The following is a 24741-nucleotide window of genomic DNA, read 5'->3' on the forward strand; positions in this document are numbered from 1 at the left end:
TTTTTATGGTTGGTTTAGCTGGCTATGGATGTCGCGAGAGGTCCGGTTGCGGATGCGTTCGCCGGCAGGGTCAAGTGCAGCGAAAACTCGTAAAACTCCCCTTCGGCCTGGATCAGCCGACCCAGTTTGATCGTGACAGTGCCTTTTTCCGCCTCGACAAATTGCCTGACAGCACCGAGACCGATGCCACGGCCGGACATTTGAGAAACGGTTTCCGCCGTGGAAAAGCCTGCTTCAAAGATCCTGCTCGCCAGCACGTCAGGCTTCGTCTGCGCATCGACTTTGGTGAGATCTCGAATGCGGCCCAAAGGCAGACCCTTGCCATCATCCTTGAATTCCAGGTGAATGGTTCCATTTTGTTCCCAGGCTTTGACCTGAATCGTTCCCTGGGCCGGTTTGCCCTTATCGAGCCGAGCACGAGGGGTTTCGATGCCGTGATCAAGAGCATTGCGCAGCATGTGGATGAAGGCATTTTTCAAGGCCAATTCCTGGCTGTAGCTCACCAGAATATCGTCCGCATCCAATTGCACACGGGGCGGTTCACGGCCCAGATCCTTGGCAATCTTTTCGCTCTGCTGCATGATGTCATCGAGGATCATCGGCATGGACATGAAAATCAATTGCGTCAGCTCATGGCGCCAGGTGTGGATCACGTCCCTGAGTTCGAAAGGCAGGACGTCGACATCCGAGAGATGACGGAGAAATTTGACGTTCTGATGCAAAAAATCCCGATCAACAGAAACTTTTTTCACGTCGTCGGTGCGGCCGAGGATGTCACGGTTGGCCTTATAATAGCGTTGGTAGACAGACCGCGCGGCTAGAAATTCCCGCAGGGCTCGTGCCTGATCGAGGGCCTGATTTTCTTTGATGATAGCCGAATAGTAACTTTCCACCTGATGAAGAGCGTTGGCCAACTCCCGGAACTGCAAGGTGCGAGCGGCACCTTTCAAAGTGTGGGTATTGACGAAAAGAATCTTGATCGAGTCGCGGTCCATCACCGGGGCCCGAATAAGCCGCTCATTTTCTTCGATGAGTTGATCGCCGGCATTGAAAAACTGGATGGATTTTTTAGCGCCGCTATCGACGAGTTGCCGGATGATTTCGAACTCCTGATTCTGCCGGGCGATCTCCTGCTGGGCCGCAACTTCTGAACTGACATCCAGAAGAGTCACCAGGATGTGCTTGATCTCGTCCTTGCTGTTGAGGTCGAAGTTCCAGGTCAGGTTAACCACTTTTTTAACGTCACTGACGGCATAATGCAGCTGATGGGGAAGCTTATCGACGTTCAGTTCAAAGCTCAATCGGGATTCCCCAAGCGAAGCCATGATGGTTTGCCAAGCCTGATCCTTTTCATCATCCGAGAGCGTCGAATGTTCGAGCACAACCTGGCGAAAACTTTCCCCTGCGATAAGCTCGATGCCCAGGATTTTCGGAAGCTGGGCTGAATAGTTAGCATCAATCAGACCGTTGGGTCCAATGGAGAGGATACCCTGCGGGATATGCAGAAGCAGCGATTGAATCTCACTCGTGCGTTCTTTGACCTTATCTTCCAGATCCTCGTTGAGGCTCGTGATCATGTCGAGGGTCTGACGCCGCTTTTCATTGATACGGGCTCCCAGCGCCAGCGAGAGAATCGCGATTTCCAGCGCACCGCCCGTGAATTGACCCCAGCGGGTGAAATCATTGGTCGGCAGGAGGCCCAGGAGATTGGTCACGGTACCGGTGACTCCAAACAGATAGCAGCCCCAGCCGGCGAGATAGAAGATGGCCGGCAGGTAGCCTTTCCTTGAAATGAGGAAACCGGACAGAATCAAGGATGAGGTGGTCAACGACGCTGTTGCCAAACAAATCAAAGTGCCAAGGCGGACGGAGATAAACATTGTGATCAGGATGTTGGCAAGATCGAGAATGCCGATGGTGTAGTACACCTTAATAAATCGCGGCAGACGCTCTTTGATATTCAGGAAATGAAAGCTGAAAAGCAAAGCCGTACTGGAGACTAGATCGACACATACAATGAGCCAACCATTGGATGCCGTTTCAGCGATGGCCAGTTGGCTCATAGTCTGCTGGAGAAGTCCAAGAGCTGAATACTGGTAGAAGAGGTTAAACGTGACATAGGCCACATAGAAAAGATAGGTGCGATCTTTCAAAGAAAAGAAGAGGAAAAGATTGTAAAGGCAGATCACCACATGAAAGCCGATCAGAATCCCAATAAACCCATATTCAGCCGCATTGTGGCTAAAAAACTCGTCATGAGTCCAGATGTGCAGCGGTACCTGATGGGCCCCTTCCGTCATGGAATGCGCATAAAAATGATGGATTCCCGGAGACAATACGAAACGAAAAACTGTCTGGCGAGTTTGAATGTCGCGTTCCGCGAAAGAAACCTGGTCACCAGCCCTTTTTGTTTTCCACTGCTGATTGGTGTCCTGATAATAAAGGGTAAATTCATCAACAAGCGTGAATTTGTTCTCAAGCAGAGTGACGATGGCGTGATCGGTTGGATTATGGAGTGTGAATTTTATCCATTGATGGGCCGGATTCTGTCCGAAGTTCGGAGCCTTTTCATGGGAAGGCTGAAGGCCTGCCTCAGCCTCGATGCGCCGAACATCATCGAATGTGAAACGCCAGTCCTTATCTTCCAGTTTTTCAAAGTGCAATCCGAGAGGCTGGCCATCCATTCGATCTGATATTTCGAAGGGCAATGCTGCGGCCGCGGACACGTTTTCAAGCGCAAGCCAACCGCCCGGCAGAGCCAGGAAAAACAGCAGGATTTGGCGAATGAACCACAAGATCAAGACCTCCACCGAAATGTCGCCCCAGATTATTCGACATTTCAGCGAATTTCTTGAGAAAAGGTTCCATGGATGCGAAGGGCGGCAGCCGGCCCCATCAAGGACCGGCTGAGTGAATCAGTAGGACAGGGTCCGAATCAAGCCTTGTTCGGTAGCTCGCCATTCCTGAGCGGCGGCATCCAGGTCCTTATATTTGATGGTGCTGCTTTCAGACAGGTAAGTATCGAGGATCTCGCGAAGGTCGTCACGGAGGCTTTCCTTCATGGCGCCGACTTTCCACGTGGCTTCGACAGGAATTTTGGCCAAGGTATTGACCACCTGCAGACGCAATTCCGGATTCGCGGAAAAGGCGGGAAGCATTAGATCCACGGCTGTGCCATCCTCCAGATAGCGTTTGGCGGGAATCACGCCGTTGGTGGTCAAAAGCAGTCCGCGTGCCTCTTGACCGATCCAACTGAGGAGGTCATCGGTGAATGGGTTATTGGCCAGAGGTGTCGCGGCCATGGAGAGACTTTCCCACTGAGCCTCGGGTAAGGCCTGATGCAATCTTTCAACAAAATCACGCATCAGGGTTTCGTAGCGCTGCTGCTCTTCCAAACTGAAGGTCAGTGTCTGGTCGGCCTGAGTTTCCTGATACCCCAGCATAAGCTTGCGTAGAGCAAAGGGAACATTCTTCAGCTCTCTTTCAGTGGGCAATGCCAGCATTTTGTCCCAGCCGCCTTGGGCCTGCAAAGCCTGCTGCATCATAGTTTTTTCTTCAGCGACCATCTTTTCGTGTGAATAGTCATCCGGATTCTTGTACTTGCGTCGAACCTGGATCAAAGGAGTTTCGTTAGCTGTCAGAGTCAGGAGCTCAAAACGGCTACTCAGCAGACGCGAGGCCCAGGAGTCCACGAAAAGGGCGGGGTCCTTATTCAACCGCTTGGCCTTGAGAATGCTGTTGAAAAGATTCTGTACAAGGTTGGTTTCCTGCTGATCGACGTCGAACGCAATGGATTCGATGGGATTCTGGCCAAGGTCAAAAGTTTGGCAGTCGAGGTGATCCCTTTGGGAATCGGAGCAGAACAGCGGGACATCCTTGGGATCGTACTGGGTGCCGTTATACAAGGCATCCATGACCATGCGATCATAGTCCAGCATACGTTTGGTTTTGTGAATAATGTGACCTGTCATCGCAGCTTCCTCGAAAACCTGGTATTCCATCACCGAGGATGCCGGCTGCAGATTGTCCGGAATTTTCGCCTGGGTTACATAGTCGGCAACGAGGGCCGCCCGCTGTTCCAGTTTATAGGTGGCGGCCAGCGAGCCGGCAAAGTTATGCCGAAGTCCGAGCGTATGCCCAATTTCATGAGCGACGACTTCACGAATATAGTCCTGGGAAATACGCAGAAATTCAGTGTCTGGCGCATTGTCCCGCACAAGATTTTCCATGGCGGTCAGGAAATTATCCTGAAGCTCGAAGTTACACAGAGGCTTTTGCACCATGCCGGCCATCCCAAAGGCGGTCTCAAGAGCCTTCTGCTTGCCAGGGTGACTTTTCAGGAGAGCTTTGGCCCGGGACGCGCCTGAAACAGCAAAGGTGCTGGTCATGAAAACCTGGGCATGGCGAATCTCGCCCGTCCGCGGATCCATCTGCGCATCGGCATAGGCATAGCCTGCTGTATCCCAGGGGACCCACTGCACCATGTTGTGGTCATAGTCAGGAGCACTGACCCCTTGCGGTGCCACCACTGCCTGCAGAGGAGCCGTAGGCAAGGCGCGATTCCAGTACAGAATGCCGTCACGCACGGCTTCCACATACTCAGGCGGTGTATTGGCGGAAATCGCGTAAATAATAGGCTTCGAGGAATCCCATTTGCTGGCATAGGTGTTCAGAACACCGGTGCCGTTCTCGGATTGATAGAGCGGCGCCACCTGGAAGAAACCAAAGACGTCGAGCGACTGACCCGGAGTTTTCACGAACGTGGAGCTGGGATGATAAGGCTCCAGATAATATTTCACTTCCACGGTATCGAGTTGAGTGCCGATGACCTGAGCGATCTGCCTGATGCTGAGGGCATTGCCATGAAACGTGGCGGTTTCGATAAAGCTGGATTTAACATCCACGCCCTTGAACGTCTTCACGTAGGAAGCCCCATCATCAGAACCATACCAATCCCCGGCGACAAACGTCGCGGCCATACCCTCACTAAAATCAAGTATGACTTCCGTTTCGGTTTCGGTGATGATCGGCAGTCTGGCAAGTATCAGCTGCGAAGGCAGGTCCTGGGTGATGACATGACCCTGAGTCGCTTCCATCATGAAAAGGGCGTCACCGGAACGTTTGAAGGCCACAATCCGGCTCTTCAGACCGTTGGCTGTGGGCATTGGGATCTGTCGCATCATGGAAGCCTGCAACAAAAATTCCTTGTCCAGTGCGGATTTTTTAAGGCTGATCAGCTTCTGATCGGTCATTCCCAAATTGCCGGCCGCGGCTGAACTCAGAGGATCCACGACAGTGAATGAATTTTGAATGGCGGGATCCGCTTGCACGCTGCGACGTTCCTGGGAACAGGCGCTGGCCAACAGCAAGATGCTGAATAACCCGCATGACAGGAGTAACTTCACGGTGAGTTCCTTTCCGAGAGATGGTGACTTTTAAAAAATTCAAAGCATCGATTGAGTGAAGTACTAACCGACCAGTCAGCCAACGGAAAAGGATTTTTGGCAGGCGCGATCTTGAAGAATTGGAACTTGTGGAAGGAGGGGGAAACGGGCTAAATACTCGCCCGCTTCTTAATCCGAATCATTGCCGGCCAGAAATTTGCGCCAGTTCTGGATCAAAGGCCTTGGCCCGCGCTCGTCACGCCCCAGTGTGTCGCCCTGTTTCTCGGCTATCGCGGGTTCTTTCAAAAAAGGATCGTGATGACGGAACAGTCCATTGAGCCGCAAAGCGCGTTCCACGCGCATGCGTTGATCGCCGGTTAAACTTTCGTCCATGATGTGGCATGCACCGGCTTCCCGATAAGCCACATAACGTCCTGACCACAGCGCCACGCGATGACGAGCTTGCGACGCCAGCTTCGGATCATCACTGAGTATGCCCATCCAGTTGAGGGGATCCGCGGCGGTGAGTATGATAAATTCAGCATCAGGTGGTGCATCACGACAGCTCCGTAGAGCATCAATCGCTTCTTTTAAAGCAAATTGCTCGCCTCCAACTTTTTCAACGAAGCGTCCGCCTCGAATGAGCCCGCGCGCTTCCAGGGTGCGATAAACGACCACGAGTTCACCCCAGGTCGGCGCCAGTGATTCCTTGCGCAAAAGGTCGCGAAACACAACTCCGTATCGTTTCAAAAGCTGCCAGGCCCATTGCTCCAGACGTCCCTCCTGGCTCAAAGGCAGTCGATGCAAAGCAAAGGGTGCATAGCGGCCTCCGCTGCGAAAATCCGTTTCGTAACGAACCTGCCTGGCATCTCGAACGGAGGCCGGCTGTCTCGCCTTGCGATCGGGATTGAGCAAAGGGCGAATCGAGGCAAAGCTATCAGTCGAAACAAAACCCATGCTGATGAGTTCACTGACGCCGTCTTCAATTTGGGTCGGGAGGAGTTTGCCCAAAGCGCTGATCTCGTCAAAAAATAGAGCGCCGCGCTGTTCCATCAGCAGCCAGATTTTTTTCGCGCTGTCGCTCAGTCGGTCGACGAGGAGTTCACGGGAATGGGGGATGACCCAACCCAGTCCTGTCCGTGTTAAAAAGCTCAGCGGGGTAGTGCGGCTCAGCAGGCGATTCTTGTTGGTCTTCTCACCTTTGGGTGGGGCGACATGAATACGGCCCCAGACCACCTGTCCGCTTTGACAAAGAGCATCGAGTTCGCGACCGCGATAGCCCTGCACGCGGGTCATGAAGACTTCATTTTCCCAAACACTGGCGGGCAGCTCCAGACCCTGCATCATTTCAATTAGCGGCATCAGGTTATCATGCGGGGACCAGCGATGTTCAGGGGCGGCCCTTTGATGACGGGCTAAGAAACGCAGATACACGGCGCGTGAAACCGGACGAATCTGTTCGCGCAGGCCTTCAATGGTGAGCCGATGCATGCGGTGCAAAAGTCGCCTTTCGCACCATTCGCGTCCACTGTTGTGCTTGCTGAAGACACCCGAAAGAATAATCCCAAGACTTTCGAGTTGCTGCAGACCGGCCAGAATTTCGTGTTCTGGCAGAAGAAGTCTTGCTGATAAGGCCGATTCTGTCAAAGGCCCCAGGCACTCCAGCTGACCCCGCAGCAGCTGCAGCATGGCCTTCTGCTGGGCCTCCAAATCCACATTCTGCGTGGCGAAATGTTGGGCGTAAAGGAGCTGAATCTCGGCTTCCAGCTCATAGGCGTAGGCAAAACTTTTCTCGCCCAACGTGAGGATGCGCGCGCGATTTTTTTTCTGCAGCTCACCGAGCATGCTTTGATAAAACTGGATCTCATCCAGTGGAAAAAGCACGAGCTGTTTCAAGGCATCATAAAGTTCATCCGGATCCCGGATCAGAGGCCAAGCGTCACTCACAACCTGGGAAACGGCGCCGGGATCCAGCGCGGTCAGATCATTGAAGACCTGCGGCTCCAATCGGTGGCGGGTGGCCAGGGCGCGAATGCGTCGTTCCTCGAGCGGGGCGTCATCCAAAAACGCATAGGGATTGGCATGAATCAATTCATAGCAGAAAGGGGAGGGTTCCCGGGTATCTCGGGCCAGAAGTTCCACAGTTCCCGCAGCAATATTGGTCAGCACCTGTTCGAAGCGGACACAGTCCATGGCTTCCTGCAGACAGTCCTGGACCGTCTGCCGTACAAGGGGATGATCCGGTATTTCCAGATCTCCGGTCCGGTGTTCGAAACACTGCGTTTGCTGGGGAAAGACTGCGGTCAGAAGATCATTCGACTGATAACGCTGCAGATGCGGAGGCACCCGCTTGCCGCTTTTCATGCGCAGGACGGCAAGAGCCCGCGTCGCATTCCAGCGCCAGCGGATTTCAAACATGGGCACATCCAGCAGGGCTTGAATCAGGACCGATCGACCGTTTTGCGGGTTCAGCATTTTGAACATCGCTTCCAAAGGAAAACTCTGGTTCGGTCCCACGGATAGAAGAATGCCGTTATCCGTGGCGCTGGCCTGCAGCTCAAAATCGAAACCGCGACAGAACCTTTTGCGAAACGCCAGACCCCAGGCACGATTCACGCGGCTGCCAAAGGGCGCATGAACGATCAGCTGCATGCCGCCGGTTTCATCGAAAAAGCGTTCATAAACCACGCGATCCTGGGTCGGCAACACACCCAGCGCAATCTTCTGCGCCGCAAGGAAATCCGCAGCCTGTTGGGCCAACGCCGGATCAATAATAAATGTTTTGGTCAGAAAGTCCTGCAAAGGCTGTCGGTAGGATGTCCACAGGGCAGGATCCTTTTTGGGATCCGGCTCGCGCCATTCCGGAGTTTCCTGCGCACTCAGGATCGCATCCGCCTCAGTCCGCAGGCGACTCAATTCCTGCGACAGTTCAAAGGTCCGGCCACCGGCTTCCCCTTTCCAAAAGGGAATGGTCGGCGGTGCTCCATGCAGGTCACGCACGAGTAAGGTGTCCCCTTTCATGCCTTGAATCTGCCACGAATGATTGCCGAGCAGGAAGACGTCACCCTTGGTGCTTTCCACGGCGAATTCTTCATCCACAGTCCCGACAAACGATTGATCGTCCCCATTGATCACGCGATAGGCATTCTGTTCAGGAATCGCACCACCTGACATCACCACGGCGAGGCGTGCGTTGCGGCGTGGCCTCAATTCATGATTGATCTTATCCCAATGCAAATAAGCGCCGCGTCGGGTGGCTGAACCTAAACCTTCAGCCAGCCAATCGAGCGTTTTATCGAAGTCCACGCGCTGCAGGTTGCGAAAGGGATAGGCTTCCCGACACAGATTGAAAATATCATCCGGGCGGCGATTTTCGCAGGCCACCAGACTGACTATATGCTGGGCCAGGATATCGAATGGAACCTCGGGAATTTCGATGCTATCCATCGTGCCTTCGCGATAGGCGCGCATCAGCGCGAGGCATTCCACGAGTTCATCGCGGGTGAGCGAAACCAAACGAGCTTTGGGTTTAAGTCCCAGCGCGTGACCGGAGCGGCCCACTCTTTGAACGAAGGCTGCAATGCTGCGCGGCGACCCGATCTGACAAACGAGGTCGATGGTCCCCACGTCGATACCCAGTTCGAGAGAAGCGGTGGCTACGATCGCTTTGATCTCGCCCTTCTTCAACCGATCCTCGGCAATCAGGCGCTTATCCTTGGAAAGACTCCCGTGATGAGCCGCCACGGCATCCTCGCCGAGCATTTCACTGAGTTGAAAGGTAATGCGCTCGGCCATGCGCCTTGTGTTCACAAAAATAAGAGTGCTGTGATGCGACTCGATCATTTTTGCCAGTTTGCCATAAAGTTCGGCCCACATCTCATGACTGCAGACGGCGCCGAGGGGCAGATCGGGCACCATGATATCCAGGTCGGCCTCACGCTGTTTGGAAACATCGATGATCTCACAGGGCCTGGGCTTTTCCGTACCGCCGACCAAAAACTGAGCGATGGTCTCCAGTGGCTTTTGAGTGGCCGACAGACCGATCCGAACCGGAGCACGACCGCAGATGGAATTGAGGTGTTCGAGGCTCAGACTCAAATGGGAGCCGCGTTTATCGCGGGCCAGGGCGTGAATTTCATCGATGATCACGGATTTGATGGACCGCAGAATCGTGCGCGCTTTACCTGAAGTCAGCATTAAAAATAGGGACTCAGGCGTGGTCACCAGAATATGCGGAGGATCGCGCAGAATACGGGCCCGTTCAGTCGCGGACGTATCCCCCGTGCGCAGGCCGATGCGGATCGGATCCGGATGCAGGCCCGAAGCTTTGGCCGCTTCCATGATTTCCTGCAGAGGCTGCTCCAGATTTTTCTTCACATCATTCGAGAGCGCGCGCAGAGGGGAAAGATAAAGGACCTGGATGCCTTTATCCAGACCCCCATCGACGGCCTGGCGAAAGAGATCATCGATCGCTACAAAAAAAGCCGCCATGGTTTTACCGCCCCCGGTGGGCGCGGCAATCAGAGTATTGCGGTGCTGCTGCAGAAGGGGCCAGCCTTGCTGCTGGGCGGGGGTCGGTTCTTTGAACTTTTGCTGAAACCAACGCTGCAATATCGGATGAAAACCCTGCAGCGCTGGCGCCAGATTTGGTTCGGGGGGGATATCAACGGTTAAAGCCAAACGACGATCCTTGCTCACCATGACGCCACCCCGAGGGTTGAAAAATTAGAGGGTTTCCTTGGCGAAATCCTTGAAGGTTTCGAAGGAACGAGCATCGGCTGCGGCATTGTACGCGGCACCTTTGCTAGGGTCCGTGCCGGCACTCATTTCTGTGAAGCTATGAACGGCATTGCCATATTTATAGAGCTGCCAGTCGATTTTGTTGTCGCGCATTTCTTTTTCGAAAGCGGCCAGATCTTCCGGTTTTACATAAGGGTCGTCAGCGCCGTGCAGGGCGAGAACGCGGGCTTTGATATTTTTACCGTCCGCTGGCGTTGGACTATCGAGACCGCCGTGGAAACTCACCACACCTGTGATATCTGCACCACTGCGTGCGAGTTCAATGACACCGGCTCCGCCGAAGCAGTAACCGACAGCCACGACTTTATTGGTATCCACTTCCTTCTGTCCGCGCAGAATATCAAGACCAAGTTTCAGACGCTCGCGGAAAAGGGCGCGATCGGTGCGATAGGAGCCCGAGATTTTTCCGGCTTCTTCGGGAGTTTTAGGCCGGATGCCCTTGCCATAAATGTCGGCGGCAAAGACCGCATAGCCAAGCTCGGCCATGCGCGAGGCCTGCTTTTTGGTTTCGTCGGTGACGCCCATCCAGTTATGAATCATAAGAATGCCAGGCACCTTGCCTTTGGCGTTGTCCGGATAGACCAGCACACCTTCAAAGCCATCCTTGCCTTTTTTGTATTCCACCGTTTTGGTTTTCACTGCCGCAAACCCCATGACGCTCTGCGCGAGGAAGACAGCCGATACAAGCAACTGAGAGAAACGTTTCATAATGTTTTGTCCTTTCCCACATGAACCTGGAAAATTGTATGGGAAGACGTTCGCAGAATTTTTTGCAGCAGGCAAGAGGTAATGTGGGACAGCGAGTGCTGTCCCAGAGGTTCCACAGAGGGGCCGGAGATTCCACAGAGGTTCCGGAAATTCAGCGAGATTTAGCGAAACAGTGCATCCTGGCGATTCACGCCGGTACCGACCATGCTGATGGGATAACCGAGAATTTCTTCCACGCCTTCCACATACTTTCTTGCATTAACGGGCAAATCAGACATGCGACCGGTGCGAGGCATCTCCTCTTTCCAGCCGGCGAATGTTTTATAAATGGGTTTGCACGCGGTCAGCACCTCATGGTCCCATGGGAAATCTTCGATGCGACCGAGTTCAGGATGTTCATAAGCCACGCAGACTTTGACTTCAGGCAAATCGGTAAGGATATCCATCTTGTTCAGAATGATTCCATCATAGCCACTGATCTGCGCGCTGTAATGCAGGGCGACAGCATCCAGCCAACCGCAGCGACGTGGACGACCCGTGGTGGCACCGAATTCCTTGCCGCGGGTGGCAATGAGCTGACCGGTTTCACACTTCAATTCGGTAGGAAGCGCGCCCTCGCCAACACGTGTGACATAAGCCTTGGCCACGCCGTAAATTTTATCTACGCGTTTCGGCGAAAAACCAAGACTGGCAAAGGCACCACCAGCTGCGGTCTCACTGCTGGTGACATAAGGGTAGGTGCCATGATTGATGTCGAGCAAAACACCCTGGGCGCCTTCCAGCAGAATGCGTTTGCCGGACTCGATGGCCGCACGTATGCGGACTTCGGCGTCACAGATGAACGGAGCCAGCTGCGTGGCAGCGTCCTCGAAACGAGCCCAATCTTCGCGATACACTTCCTGATGCGTGCCAAAACCCTGGGCGCTCTGTCGCATCATCTGATACCAGCGTTCCCGTCGAGCCGGGTTCGCGTAGTCACCGAGGCGTAGACCGGTACGGTTGGCCTTCTCTGCATAGGTGGGGCCGATACCGCGTTTGGTCGTGCCGATGGGCTGGGAGGATTCGGATTCCTTTTTACCATCCAGATGAATGTGCCAAGGGGAAATGACATGGGCACGGGCGGAAAGCCACAGCCGCTCGGGAGTCAGGGTCACAAATGGACTGACTTTCCGCATCTCTTCCACCAGCTGATACGGGTTTACCACCACACCTGTCGTTAATGCGCTAATTTTGCCGGGATGAAAGATGCCGCTGGGGATCTGATGGAGAACTACTTTTTGGCCGTCTACGTAAAGGGTATGTCCCGCGTTATTGCCGCCCTGGTAGCGCGTAACGATGTCCGCGCTGTCGGCCATGATGTCGATCCACTTGCCCTTGCCTTCGTCGCCCCACTGAGCTCCGACGAGGATGGTCACGTTACCCATGGGATACCCTTCCTGCTGTTGGCGTTCTTCTGCTTTGCATCGGCTTTTTAGCTGATGAATGCCTGGCTGTCCACTGGAACTGGGGTGCGGACCATGGTATAGCATGGTGGTCCAATACACTACGGATTCTGGCCTCGCTATTTCAGTCGAAAAGGAGCCTGTTTCGCCAAGTAAGCACTCAATTCACTGAAATTGTTGAAAATCTGAATTATCTTAAACCCTTGCCATTATTCTCCTTCGTGCACCGATATCTCTCGTTATCCACCATTGTTTTCAAAGTCTGGTCGCAATTGGTCGCAGACTTCAATAGATGATGTCACTAAATTGAAATCGTGAAACGCATGAGTCTCATGATTTTCATGGCTTCTACTAAATATTTTCTAAAAATCATAAGATTGCAGTGTGAATTTTTTCACGAAGGAAATATCGTAGGGTGCAGTTGGCTTTTTGGTGGAGACAGAAGTTGGAGCTTCTGCCTCCGGGAACCCGGAGCCTGGCAATTACGACAAAGCAGACCCCGACGCTCCGTTTGGAGATTAGTACGGACACGTCCGCTTTTCAACACCTGCCGGTCTCCCTCATGAATTGAGGGAATAATGTCACATTTGCACAATGTTTATCCTCTGGGACACAGGGTCTATCAGGGTGGGCGCTACTTACGCGCGTTTGATCACGCCTCTGACATTGACCACTATGAGCATTCCATCCTGACCTATTTAGGGTCACTCATGCCTTTCGATAAGAAATTTGTCGATCATCCTGCCTTTCCTTCAATCTCTACCATTCACCTAGCAACAAAAATCAGTGAATCCACTGTTCGAAAAAGACTCAGAGCGCTTCAGTCAAAAGGCTATATCAAAATTGATGCAGTGCTCTTTTTGAACGACCGCGGGCATTTTGAGCAATCGTCCAATAACTATTTTCTCTCTTCACGTGCTTTTCAATTTTTTGACAATGTTCTAAGCAGTCGCGAACAAATTTCGAGCAATAGAAAGCGAGCAGTCGGAGATTCTTTTTCTTTTCCTGCCAAACACCCCACCACTTTTTCGGGAAAAGAGGAATGCCTTGCATCTGAAGGTATCCCTCTGTCTGTGGCGTTGCCTAATTCCCTTCCTGAAAGCCCAAACGAAAGCCAAAGAGAAATCAGTTCTTCTGATAGTCGAAATCGATTTGAGATAAAGCGCGAGGTCGATACCATTATCCGTGCCTGGGAAAAACTGGTTAAGATTCCTGTTTCACAACGTGAGAAGGAGAAGTTTTATCGGGACTACGTTAGGACCGGTGGTAACGAGGTCCATTTCATGGAAAAACTCCTTCCGATCGCATCCGATCCATATATTGCGGCACGAGCCAAGAGCATCAATTTTCTCTTCAGCGGCATCGACTGCGCCCTCAAGAATCGATCGGAAATCATCGATAAAGCCACTAAAGCCCTTACAAGGGTCGAAAGCAAGTGTGATCTCGATAGCCTTCTGTCCGAAATCCCCGATTTCATCAGAAATAAATCGCAGAACTTTGGCAACGTAACTGATGTTATTGTGCAGCATCTCCTTCAGGAGCCCATAAATTCTGCAAAGCGCAGAGTCGGTACAGCCTGTAACCAACCTGTCCCGACTAACGTGCGGGAACTAAGATCTGAAATCACGAGAATGGCCCAGGGAGAAATCTCAGAGCAGCAGGTCCGTGAGCTGGCAATAATTGAAAGTGCTCTGTCTAAGCTGACCTTCGGTCACTGCCTCGACCTCTATAGTCGCTACTGCAAAAAATACCAAGTGGCGGAGGCAGTTCAATGACAAAAGCCCAAGGCCGCAAAGCCAGAGACAATCGATACTACCAAGCTAACAGGGACGAGATAAATCGAAGGCGCCGGGATAGGCGTCAGCGCGAGAAAGAACGGAGCGAGCTGGGAGTACCCAGACTAAAGCTTGTTGAACGCGCATGCCCTTCCGAATCCGACTCAGCATCGGACCCGGGTCAGGCATCGGACCAAGGCCAAGCATCGGATCAAGGTCAGGCGTCGCACCAAGGCCAGGCGTCGCACCAAGGTCAGGCATTGGACCAAGGCCAAGCGTCGGACCAAGGTCAGGCATCGGACCACGCACCGGCATCGAACCACGAGCCAGCGTCGGACCACGGACAGGCATCGAACCTTCCAACATTAGATTTTGAGCCGAGTGCTGGTCAGGCGTCAGACCGTGATCAGGTGTCGAACTGCGACGAACCAAAGTTCTGCCAGTCAAAGAGCCATGACGAACCGGACTGCTCGACCACTATTCAATATCAGGAAACCATCATGCCCCTATCCTCAGCCCCCGCTGCAACCGTGTACAGGTTTTCAGTTGATGAGAAAAAATCGAAAGTGTCTGAGCAGTTAAAAATACTGGCAACTCTCCCGTCCCTGATCCACCTCTTCCAGGTGTCTGTAGTATGCGGTTTAGGAGTTCTCTCGACGTTCCTTCAGCACGAGTTCTACCGCCAGCACGATATTCTTCCCGGATATTCATGGCCACTCGCTGTGGCTGGATCGCTTGCTATGATTGCCTTGCTGACTCTGCAACTATCAGGAACAGCTGATTGGATTCGCAGATTTGTTTGCGGTGGATATTATGCCTTTATGGTCGCTAGTACCACCTTCCATATTTTCAGCTACACTTGGGAAAAGGCATTATCTGAGACCGTCTCAGTATTGTCGGCTCAGCCCAGTCATTCAGTGAGTGTCGATCCTGTAATGAGTGCCCTTACAGATGCTTTGCAAAAGGCCACGAAAGCTGGAGCTTGGTCCACCATGCAAAGGATCGCTGAAAAACTTCCGAAAGCTCAGGCGATCGCAGTCCAGCCTCCAAATCCAAAACCACTCGGTATTTCGCGCGATGCAGTGAACTGGATTGGTGCTGGCATATTGATTGTACTTCGTGCGCTTCTTGAAGCCGCGCAGGCATTGTGTGTGGTTGCTTTAAAGGTACGAAGTCCGCTTAATGATGGAGGCCGCCTGGAGGAGGCGGTCGGGTGCAAGGCCTGAATGGATGGCCGATTGGATGGAACCCTTTAGCCGGACGATCGACGCGGCCAAGAAATACGTTGTGTCGAGCACGCTCGATCGAGTCGACTGGAACGCAGAGTTCGTGCGCGGGGATCTGAAGCAGGCCGTCTAGACGCTCAAGCGTGAGCCCGGCAAGGAGCTATTGGTGGGAGGTGTGAAGCTTCCCCTGGCGCTAGCGAACCTGGGCTTGATCGACGAGTACGAGTTCGTCGTGCAGCCCAGGCTGGCAGGACACGGGCCAACGTTGTTCGCGGGGCTATCGAAGTACGTCGACTTAAAACTCGTGAGCCATCAGGAACTCGACTCCGGAATGGTAGCGATGCGGTACGACCTGAGAAGGTAGATGTTTTTTACGGCTCAGCAAAAAAACAACGAGGCGGCGAAACAAAGCCAAGCACCAAAATGGAACCTGGAACATGGTGGGCGTGGACTGCTACGATACCGAGCCTAGTCGATGCACGAAAAAGCAAAGGCAGCATTAGCTGCCTCTTTCAAATAATTCTGAATGTGAATTATGTTATTTCGCTGATTCCCGAGCTAACTCGCGACGATCTTTTAAGCGTAACTCACCTAAAGCATCACCGTCTTCGATGCTATATGACTTACGGGATTCAGAACTTCGTTCTTCGGATCCCTTGAGGCTTACAGCCTCAACAAACTTATTGCTACGCAATAAGTCAAAATCAATATCAGATAGTTTCATATCAAAAGACTGCAAACTTGACTTTGACATCCTTAGCTCAGGACTCAAAGCACCATTAATTCCAAGACCTATGTTGCCATTTCCATGATCAAATACACCCGCAGCGATGTCAGGATTTGACATGAGATATTCTTTGAGTTCCTTCATTGCAGGAGGCGATCCACCTCCTGTTGTTCCTCCACCAAAAGCGCTACCAGCTAACAGACTTGCCGCAAGTATTGAAACATACAATTTCACTGGTTATGCTCCTTTCTTGGATTTTGCATTGGTCCTCCAAGAATTGTGGTCAGATACATGATATTGCCTTGAAACTTGGGATTTCTGAAAATGTTGAGAGTTCTAGACGCCAATTCGTCTAACGCTCTATACATTTCCTTGATTCCATCCTCATTTAGCCCGCCGTATGGATTTTCCATCCGAAACCCTGGGGCGGCGTCCTGAAATAAATCTATATGCAAATGTCCATGCTGTTTGACAATTGACATTGCTGGCCGGAAATCTTTGTCAGCGAGTTCGCTAAGAAAAATTCCCTTTTCAAGTGATAGCACACCAGCGCTCAAGAGTTCATTAGCAACTATCAAACCCATGTTGCCAAAATCTCTCGTGATGTCATCCAATTTGGTTCCATCATGTTCACAGGCGCGAGCATAGATCGAAAAATGAAGCTTTGAACTCATGACCAATGCGAACTTTTTATCGAGACTGCCGATTAGGTCATCGCTTTTATCACCTGCGATTTGACCAATAGTTTCCATTTCTTGGGGATAAAAGTCGGCGAGAAGTTCGCAATATTTTTCAGGGTCGGTTTGCTTAAGAATTCGATAGGCTAAAAAGAATGCTGGAGAATTAACCTTGCCATGATAGAGGCGATATACACTATTGTAATCATCTATGCCTAAATGAAAGCAAGCGCGATTGACGTTGCCCTCGTGGCGCCCGTCAATAAACTCTTTCAGCTTTCTTGATAAGAATATTGCAGACTGCTCCATTCCGCTCCCCACCTCGTATTCGATGCAACTTAGACTTTCGTTATTCACTGCAAAACGGCATCAGTCAACCACCGGCTGAACCACAACGGATAATTTTTCTGAAATCAGTATGCCAACTTGTTTTTCAAAACGAAATTTCTATCTCTCGAAACGCCCGAAGTTAGAGGATTTCACCTTCAAAGTGAAAAGTAGCTAACTGGTCGCTTTTCTAAAGAAATTCGAGCCTGAATAACCTATTGAGACTGCTGCTCCTTGGTGCACAATTATTTCGACGAGATAAATCTTTCTTGCACGAATAACAACGACTTGAGCGCGATTAGATGCACTGGTATTTCCGCTCCACCGTAACGAAATGCGGTCCAGGTAAGAGAGGGATTTAACCATGACGATTAAAACGCACTCCAGGATCAGCCTCAATTCCTCCGCGTTCATGTCGAACTACCAGTCTATAAGCTTCTCTTCCAAACTTCTTACCCACCGTTTGATCGTCATCAATCCCTCCTCAGTTTCAGTGGAATCCCCGCTTTCATGCAATCCCACCGCAGAAGGCGATTAAATGTTCAGGGGAAGGCTTCTTTTGAAGCCTTCCCTAATCACCTGAAGACGAACACAAGTTTTGAATGCGCAAGAGTAGACATGATATGCGGATCGTTTCGGTACATCATCTCAAAAAATACCGAGACTTTAACAGGGGATTGCCAATGAACTATCAAACAGCAAGTTCCCTTTCCATCTTTGGGCCTATTACAGTCTCATGCACGCTCGGCGCAGCGACAGACAAAGCTGAAAGGGATGCTCAGAAGCGCAGAGTCGCGGAATCCTGCAAAAGCCCTCCTCCTACATCGGCAATATTAAGGTCTTGATTCGGTCGGATACTTCTGAGGAAATCCTTTTCCTCGTAAGTTTTTTCATGGCTAATAAACAAGTTCCAGGAGTGACTATGAATATTAAGTATCTTATTTCATCGGGTTTAGTTCAATTTTTACTGACCCAAGTTTCAAGCGCTGGAGAGATCAAGCGCGTTATATATTCAGAAGTTGTATCTGAAGGGGCGGTGACAGAAAGCGTGCATCAACAGAAGAGGGTTTGGAGCACTTACGAGCTAGCTGACACGTGGAGGGTTACTTCTACAAAACCCTTAGCAATTGGCTCCGATTGTCCAAGTCATCCTAATCCAAAAGGCGATTATGTGCAGGTCGCGTTTGAGCTTGGTCGTCATGATTATCTGCATGATGCTGACTGGGCCATACAGACTCCAACTAAGAAAGCATTCCTGAATCTGGAAGAAGTGCAGTCATTTTTGTCTGGGAAAAAGATTCGTATCGATATTAGGTTCGTAGGGTCGCATTTAGCTTGTCCTAATAATCAGCACACAGACATTGTCTCTGGTGGATTCGGCGGCGCGGTCTGGGCAAGTTGCTATGCTGGAAACGCTGGTAAAGATGCCGATGTAAACGCTATACGAGGTCAAGGATACGACTTTGCCACTTGGGGTACAAACGGCTATGCGTTTGATGATACGGCCCACATTAATCTGAAGTCTCAATACTGTACAGGCCCATTGCGAATTGCTTTTGATGCAAAAACAGAGCAAACGGCAGCTCAGTTTGATGCAATTGAGGTTACCGTTTGGACTTTTGACTGATCGGGAAACAATTTTCTGGGCAATTAGACTCAAACGAATTAAGCAGATAAACGACCCGAGATGACTAATAGGAATTGGCATGATGAAAAATATCTTTTTTAGCTTCCTTCTGGCTCCAGCAATCGCGTCCTCCACTTCTTCCTTTGCAGATATAATTCGCGAGCAACTAGTTCAAAACTTTGATCTGACAGCGCGTCTTACATCAACCCATGAGTGGGGGTTGAATGTTTCGACAACAATAAAGCCTATAAAGCTCATTTCATTCATCGCATTAAATTATCCTATTAAACTGACGGTCAACTGCTCAGGCAAAGAAATAGGCCAACCTGCTTCACTTCTTTATGACGAAAGTATGAAGGGTAAAACTTTTTCACTCGGAATAAATATCAAGAGGCTGCCTTCTGACTGCAAACCATCAGAAATAAGTCTGTCTTTGAATCCAAACGGAGTTGAGCTTGAGGTGCCTTCTCCGACTTTTTCCTATGATCCCATCGATCGCGGAGAGAATTTTGAAAGCATCAAAAACAGCAGAGCGGCAAAGTCCACCCAACTTTTTAGCGTAACTACTTCCCTGTCTGATCTCGCCGGGTCTAAAGTCGCTTTCTATTGCATCATAAACAAGTACACCACGGATGTCACTGTCCCACCTGGTGTACTACAGGAAGTTAAGGACCGTTACAGTGCACTTTATGGTGACTGGGACAAAACAACAGACATCAATTGCGATATCGAAGCGAAAGGTGTGTTAGCGAGCCGAATCCAAGCTTGCGAACAAGCCGGAGACGAAGACGATTCCGATTTTTGCCTCAAATACGAACGCTACTTGAAGCTTCGAGGATGGTACTACACATCCGTTAATCGCTTGAAGGAAATCGCATCTGAGCTTGATCCGCAGTTAAATGAAATTAAAGGCAATATAGAAAAACTCGAAGGCGAGCTGAGTAAGGAAGTTGGAGGCTTTGAAGAGATGCTCCGGAAAGACATTGAAAGCGATCCTCCTGCGCCAGTTAACTAACCTTTGGATGAACAACTCAAAGCGGAAACAGAATGATGAGCTTTAAAAGCATATCTTTAGCCTTAAATCTTCTGGTCTATTCAGGTTCAGTTTTTGCGATATGTCCAACAAGCGAAGGAAAAAAGGGTCTTCCCATTTGGTACGACGGGGAGTGTAACATTGACCCGATCGTCAAAAACCCAAATACAGCATGTCAAGCCAAGGATATGCTGCAACGTTATGGATATAACCCAGCTACTCCAAACATGATGGGAGTCCCCAACATTGTGGCGGAAGGCTACTCCTACCCGCCTCTGGAATATCAAGCTTGGAAGTTATGTGAGAGCACGCAGAGATCTCGATGCTCACAGTCTTTAGACCTGCTTCTAATGTCGTATAATAATTTGGTTTCGACTCACTTCTCTCCTGAGAAGCCTGATGCAGTGGGTTTCTTGGAGCCCAATCCCAGCAAGAAGATGTTGGACTATAACTTTAATAGGGCCTTAAATTTCCTAAATTCAAGAAATGCGGAAATTCTGGCGTTGATTGAGGCAACCTCAATTAAGGTAAAGGAACGGACTGATGCCTATGCAGGGTCTCAATCCCCTTCTGATGTTGAAAAATCAATAGTTGATGATTTCAATTCGCTTGCCAATAAAACCGCAAATCTTTCGGCAGATGAGCATGCGCTGTATCAGTCTACGGAAATGTTTATCAGCAAAATAACTACGATGAACCTGAGGGCTGGGAGTCTAACTAGAGGATACGAGTGCACAAGCAAATCAGTTCCCGCCTTTGCTGAAACATTTAGTGCTGCTGTTGATAAATATAATGCCAACCTTACAGATGCATCTGTTGCACTACAAGGAATCCGAAAAGAAATTCACGATCGTGCGCAGCAAAGGTCCAACCTTCTTTCTTTGGCATATTATAAACTCAAATTTGGCTTCTATAAGAAAGTCGCTGGCATTCGTGGTCAAAAGGTAGATCAGGTTATCGACAAACTCTATCAAGACTTAGCTCTTGACAAGGTGCTATGGCAAATGACTGATTGGTGGACCACCGCCAGCGTTAAGGGTTTGGCTGGAGGCCTGCACACCACTTATTATTTTTATTCTGAGCCCCTTCGAATACTTCGGGCCGAAAAGGAAGAAGCCGCGAAATTCAAAGAAATCATTTCCGCCCTTACTGGTGTTGAACAGAAGAACCGGGACATTGCCCTTAAGAGCATTGACGACAAGATTGCGATGATTGATTCAAATCTTTCTTATATTCAGAAATATGGTTGGCAAGGATTCCTGAAACTCCAGAAGCAATATGCAGCGCAGCGCGCTGCCGCTTTACCAAATAAAGCTGTTTGCCAGGAGAAAACCAAGGAATTTCTAGCAAAAGCCAATCCAGCAACGACCCTTGCACAGTTTGATGCAGCATCTCCACTTTATAAAATTACGGTAGATATATGCACAAAATAATCAAATTGCTAACTTTGGTGGCGATAATTAACGCTTTTGGTTGCAGCAAAGAGTCGTCTTTATCCAAGCTACAAGACGAAGGTGGAGATGTCTTCACACCCATAAAGGATAGCGACTTCGATCCAATTCCTGCAGTTAATGTAGAGCCGTATGTAGACGCTGTTAAAGATCTTTGCGTCGAAGGCTGTTATAATGCCGACAACCCAAAAATTGACTTCTCTTGGAGCAATGCCAACCTCCCTGGCAAGACCACGGTCGCAGAAATTCTGGGCGGTTCTGCTATTACAATTGCAACCGAGGAGAGCCTTGAGTACAACCCTGCACCGCAAGAAGCCAATTACAAAACCCCAGGCGCCTCGGATTCCACCAAACCTTCCCCTGATTCCGTTGGGAAAGACATCGCTGACATGCAGCTTAAAGCTCGTCAGGAAGAAATTAATCGCCGGAACAAGGAGGCAGAAGCTGCAATTAAGGCGCGCGAGCTGACGGATGATTTGCAAAGCCGCTGGATTGAGAATTTCAGCGAAGCCAGCAAGACTGTCGCGGATTTTGGGAACGAATCGTTGAAAAGCCTTGCTGCCAATACAGCGAATTCCCCGAAAATAACAGCCACCGGTTCCTATAACGATCTAACCTCAACTATTAGCCAAGGAAAAACTGGTCGAGATCAGGCGCAAAAACGAATTGAAGAAGTTTTACCGAAGGTTCAAATCAAACCAAATCCTAATGTCCATCAATACAAAACTGATGCGCAAGCTGTGGAAGGTTTGGCTGTTCGGCGAGCAGATAGCTACCTGAGCTATGCAAAACGAACCATTGAAAACCCTAGTTATCCAGAAGATGGGAAAGCGCGAGCACGAAATCTTTTAAATGAAGCTTCGACCACGCTCGATTATGCGGATTCAAAATATTCAGTTGGGCAGAAAGCATATGGCGATAAGGCTCTAGAAGTATCCTACGCTTTGGCCGATATGGCTTTGGCAGTTGCTCCGTATGCACTTTTTATTGCTTTCCCTGAAACTGCTATTATTGCGGTAGGCATAGAAGCATTTAACGTAGGTAAAGCATGGTACGAGTATAAAACTGGCAGGAGATTTTGGGACGATGCCCCTCTTTCGCCAATTCAAAAAGATATGGCGCTTGTAAACGTGGGGCTTAGTTTTGTTCCTGCTGGGGTAATAGGTGCAGCGACAGTTTTCACCACATCTAAAACTGCTATAGCTTTTGCAAAAGATATTCTCGCAATAGGCAAAACATCTGACGAAATTGCTGCAATTGCGGTTTCAGTGAGCAAAGCTGAACGTATAGTAGATGCAGCGCAGAAGGCTGGGATAGTTGAAGGAGAAGCGGTATCCGAACTTTTAGAAGCCGCAGGAACTACAGCAAAATCTCCTGGCATTTCATTAGACAAAGCTGTAGATGATCTCCTTGCAACCGCAGAGAAAGCACAGCCTCGACCGCCTACTCCAGGTAGACCTGAAAGGCTCGCCGGATTTAGTGATACCAAGGAACGCTCCATTGCGGAATATCTTGAAGATCTTGGGCGTGTGGTGCAAAAGAATCCAAATGAAGGCGTGCCCGGGGTTGGGCGCCAAGCTGACGCGATTGTAGATGGTGTGCCAGTTGAGTTCAAGAGTTTAGAACCGGGTGCCAGCAGTTCTACAATTAGAAACACCGTAAGGAATTCTGTGGACGGCGGTGGCCAAGCGAGAACTATACAAATTGATACAAGAGGAACTGGCATGTCTGAAGCTGAAGCGAAGCGTGGAATATTTAGAGCGCTTGGCGCGTATGGAGATAAATTGGATTATCTCTCTGTAATCGGCGATGGTTTTTTTGTCGGTTATGGACCACGACCGAAGTAGTCCTTGGAGGAACCGATGTCGCGTGCAATCTCAGTAATGGTACAAAGCGAAAAAGACTTCAGTATTGTTAAAGAAAATCTGGAGGCCTTGTTTCCAGTAGAGTTCCATTCGTATAAAGACTGCGCGAATAAGTTTCAATTCCGTGTGCTTGAATCGGATTTCTTTCTTAGAATCGACAAGGATTTGGAAGACTCTGACGGTCTGTCGTTGTCAATGTATGCAGTTCATGTCGATATTTACCAAAATTCGTTGAGATATAGTGATGAATATCTTGCAATGCACAGAGCTTTAGCGATTTATGTGGGAAAAAGGCTTAGCGAGAAAGTATCATCTTCTGTCCTTGTCGTCGATAATCTGCAGATAAAGTTAGCTTCTTTCAATGATTGAAAGGTCGCCAGAGTATAGAATAGAAGTCAACGCCCTACGCGAGCTATTAACATGAAAATCAGATCAAAAATAATTAGCGCTCTTGTTCTTTCCCTCATTTCCACGGCATGTGCTAAGAATCACGAAAGTGATAAACCGAAGAATGACACTCAAGCTACTGGTCGTGTGAACGAGCCATCGAAGGCATTCCTTATTCAGGGAATAGAGTCTAAGGTTTTTCAGGACACATCCAGTGAGCTTCGTTGTAATGCCCTGAAAGACTATTTCGCCGAATTCTCCTCGCGGGCACTTGACAACGGAAGATTGGAAAATTTTGCCTGCGAGGATCGAACTTTCCGTGACAGGGATGACTACGCAGTCAAGATCCAGCTTGTATCAGGTGACAGGACGGCAGTTCTCTTTCTGAATCTATTTGGTCCGACGCTTTCAAACCCCAACTATTGCAAACTACCCTTCTCAAATTCATTCGACGAAATTTGTTCGTCGAATGAAATCTATTACAGCGCCGGCAAGGATCAAAATCAGCAAAGCGGCCTTATGCATGCGAATATGGATGTGTTTCGGGACTTCGTCATTCAGTATTTAGACCAGCCGCAAACCCAAGATCACGCTTTTGGCATCAATGTGAACGACTTTGCTGCGGCATGGACCGCAAAGCTTAATGCTGGTGAGAAGCTTTCTAGCGGTAGCAAAAATAAGGTTGACCTAGGTCTCCGCTTTTCGCCGGAAGGCGATAACGTGTTGAAAGGGGCCGTTGAAATCACTGATATAAACGAAGACGCTTTAGCCGAACAAGGCATCCTTGGGTGTAAGACCAGAGATTGTTTGATTGGAAAGAGCTATGCATACGTATTCAATGGTCATTGGCTTTCTCTGCGCAGCAAAGAGTGGTATTTAGCGATTCCACTTACAAAACCTTGATGGTTTTCTGTTGAATAGCATCTTTTTGCAGGAGCGAGGCAAGCGAATATCCTGCCTCGCTTAAGATGAACTCGTGGTAGCGGAGGCACTCCCCCACTTTTGAGTACGACCGATCATTAATTTGCGGCCTTAGTCCACACCCATAGTGTGGGGCTTTTTTTGAATCAACACGAAACCAGAAGCGTGGACAAATGAACAAGTTAGTATCCAATAAGGTTGCAATAGCGGTGACTATGCTGGTCCAGTTCGCTTGCAGTAATTTGCCAGGGAGTAACCCAAGGAACAAGTCTCAAAATGAGATCAAGGCTCCAAAGCGGCGTTCCTAAGCAAATCCTGAGTTGGCGTCAAATATATATAACAGACGTAAGCGCCCCAGCAAGTCACGGTTAGACTCCGTCCCCACCTGATC

16 protein-coding genes and 1 pseudogene are annotated in these 24741 nt (G+C 50.0%); 10 read left to right on the top strand and 7 right to left on the bottom strand.

Annotated features, from left to right (window positions below; translation table 11 throughout):
* Positions 1-14: 14 nt before the first annotated feature.
* The 5 genes from VE954_RS08450 to VE954_RS08470 form a co-directional block, all read right to left on the bottom strand.
* Positions 15-2795 (bottom strand): 7TM diverse intracellular signaling domain-containing protein, encoded by a 2781-nt coding sequence (locus tag VE954_RS08450; protein ID WP_324951636.1) that lies wholly within the window; start codon positions 2793-2795, stop codon positions 15-17.
* Between the two features lie 120 nt (positions 2796-2915).
* Positions 2916-5405, bottom strand: a complete 2490-nt coding sequence (locus VE954_RS08455) for a zinc-dependent metalloprotease (protein ID WP_324951638.1) — start codon at positions 5403-5405, stop codon at positions 2916-2918.
* A 168-nt stretch (positions 5406-5573) separates the two neighbouring features.
* On the bottom strand, positions 5574-10085 hold the full coding sequence (locus tag VE954_RS08460) for a DEAD/DEAH box helicase (protein WP_324951640.1): 4512 nt from the start codon (positions 10083-10085) through the stop codon (positions 5574-5576).
* A 24-nt stretch (positions 10086-10109) separates the two neighbouring features.
* A complete protein-coding gene (locus VE954_RS08465; RefSeq protein WP_324951642.1) occupies positions 10110-10892 on the bottom strand; it encodes a dienelactone hydrolase family protein in 783 nt (260 codons plus the stop codon).
* A 161-nt stretch (positions 10893-11053) separates the two neighbouring features.
* Positions 11054-12316, bottom strand: a complete 1263-nt coding sequence (locus tag VE954_RS08470; RefSeq protein ID WP_324951644.1) for an adenylosuccinate synthase — start codon at positions 12314-12316, stop codon at positions 11054-11056.
* A gap of 596 nt (positions 12317-12912) precedes the next feature.
* Between VE954_RS08470 and VE954_RS08475 the strand changes: the two genes are divergently transcribed.
* The 4 genes and pseudogenes from VE954_RS08475 to VE954_RS43745 all read left to right on the top strand — a co-directional run.
* On the top strand, positions 12913-14109 hold the full coding sequence (locus VE954_RS08475) for a hypothetical protein (protein WP_324951646.1): 1197 nt from the start codon (positions 12913-12915) through the stop codon (positions 14107-14109).
* Positions 14110-14241: 132 nt separating this feature from the next.
* Positions 14242-14478, top strand: a complete 237-nt coding sequence (locus VE954_RS08480) for a hypothetical protein (protein ID WP_324951648.1) — start codon at positions 14242-14244, stop codon at positions 14476-14478.
* A 131-nt stretch (positions 14479-14609) separates the two neighbouring features.
* Positions 14610-15335, top strand: coding sequence for a hypothetical protein (locus VE954_RS08485; protein ID WP_324951650.1), 726 nt, complete (start codon positions 14610-14612; stop codon positions 15333-15335).
* Positions 15292-15699, top strand: a pseudogene (locus tag VE954_RS43745) (dihydrofolate reductase family protein); the annotation flags it as partial. The gene VE954_RS08485 and the pseudogene VE954_RS43745, both read left to right, overlap by 44 nt.
* 174 nt (positions 15700-15873) lie before the next feature.
* On the opposite strand, the gene VE954_RS08490 reads toward VE954_RS43745, so the two are convergent.
* A complete protein-coding gene (locus VE954_RS08490; protein ID WP_324951652.1) occupies positions 15874-16296 on the bottom strand; it encodes a hypothetical protein in 423 nt (140 codons plus the stop codon).
* Positions 16293-17048, bottom strand: a complete 756-nt coding sequence (locus VE954_RS08495) for a hypothetical protein (RefSeq protein WP_324951654.1) — start codon at positions 17046-17048, stop codon at positions 16293-16295. Before VE954_RS08495 ends, VE954_RS08490 begins: the two co-directional genes overlap by 4 nt.
* Positions 17049-17988: 940 nt before the next feature.
* On the opposite strand from VE954_RS08495, the gene VE954_RS08500 reads away from it, so the two are divergent.
* The 6 genes from VE954_RS08500 to VE954_RS08525 all read left to right on the top strand — a co-directional run bounded on the left by VE954_RS08500 (position 17989) and on the right by VE954_RS08525 (position 24332).
* On the top strand, positions 17989-18693 hold the full coding sequence (locus VE954_RS08500; RefSeq protein ID WP_324951656.1) for a hypothetical protein: 705 nt from the start codon (positions 17989-17991) through the stop codon (positions 18691-18693).
* Between the two features lie 79 nt (positions 18694-18772).
* The gene (locus VE954_RS08505; protein WP_324951657.1) at positions 18773-19708 is read left to right on the top strand and encodes a hypothetical protein; all 936 of its coding nucleotides are present in this window, start codon (positions 18773-18775) and stop codon (positions 19706-19708) included.
* Positions 19709-19740: 32 nt separating this feature from the next.
* On the top strand, positions 19741-21159 hold the full coding sequence (locus tag VE954_RS08510) for a hypothetical protein (protein WP_324951659.1): 1419 nt from the start codon (positions 19741-19743) through the stop codon (positions 21157-21159).
* Positions 21147-23024: a hypothetical protein gene (locus VE954_RS08515; RefSeq protein ID WP_324951661.1), complete on the top strand. Its 1878-nt coding sequence runs from the start codon at positions 21147-21149 to the stop codon at positions 23022-23024. The genes VE954_RS08510 and VE954_RS08515 overlap by 13 nt, the downstream gene beginning before the upstream one ends.
* 15 nt (positions 23025-23039) lie before the next feature.
* Complete coding sequence (locus VE954_RS08520; RefSeq protein WP_324951663.1) at positions 23040-23411, top strand: hypothetical protein; 372 nt, start codon at positions 23040-23042, stop codon at positions 23409-23411.
* Positions 23412-23462: 51 nt separating this feature from the next.
* Positions 23463-24332, top strand: coding sequence for a hypothetical protein (locus VE954_RS08525; protein ID WP_324951665.1), 870 nt, complete (start codon positions 23463-23465; stop codon positions 24330-24332).
* Positions 24333-24741 lie beyond the last annotated feature (409 nt).

The organism is Oligoflexus sp. (assembly GCF_035638955.1).
GTDB lineage: Bacteria > Bdellovibrionota_B > Oligoflexia > Oligoflexales > Oligoflexaceae > Oligoflexus.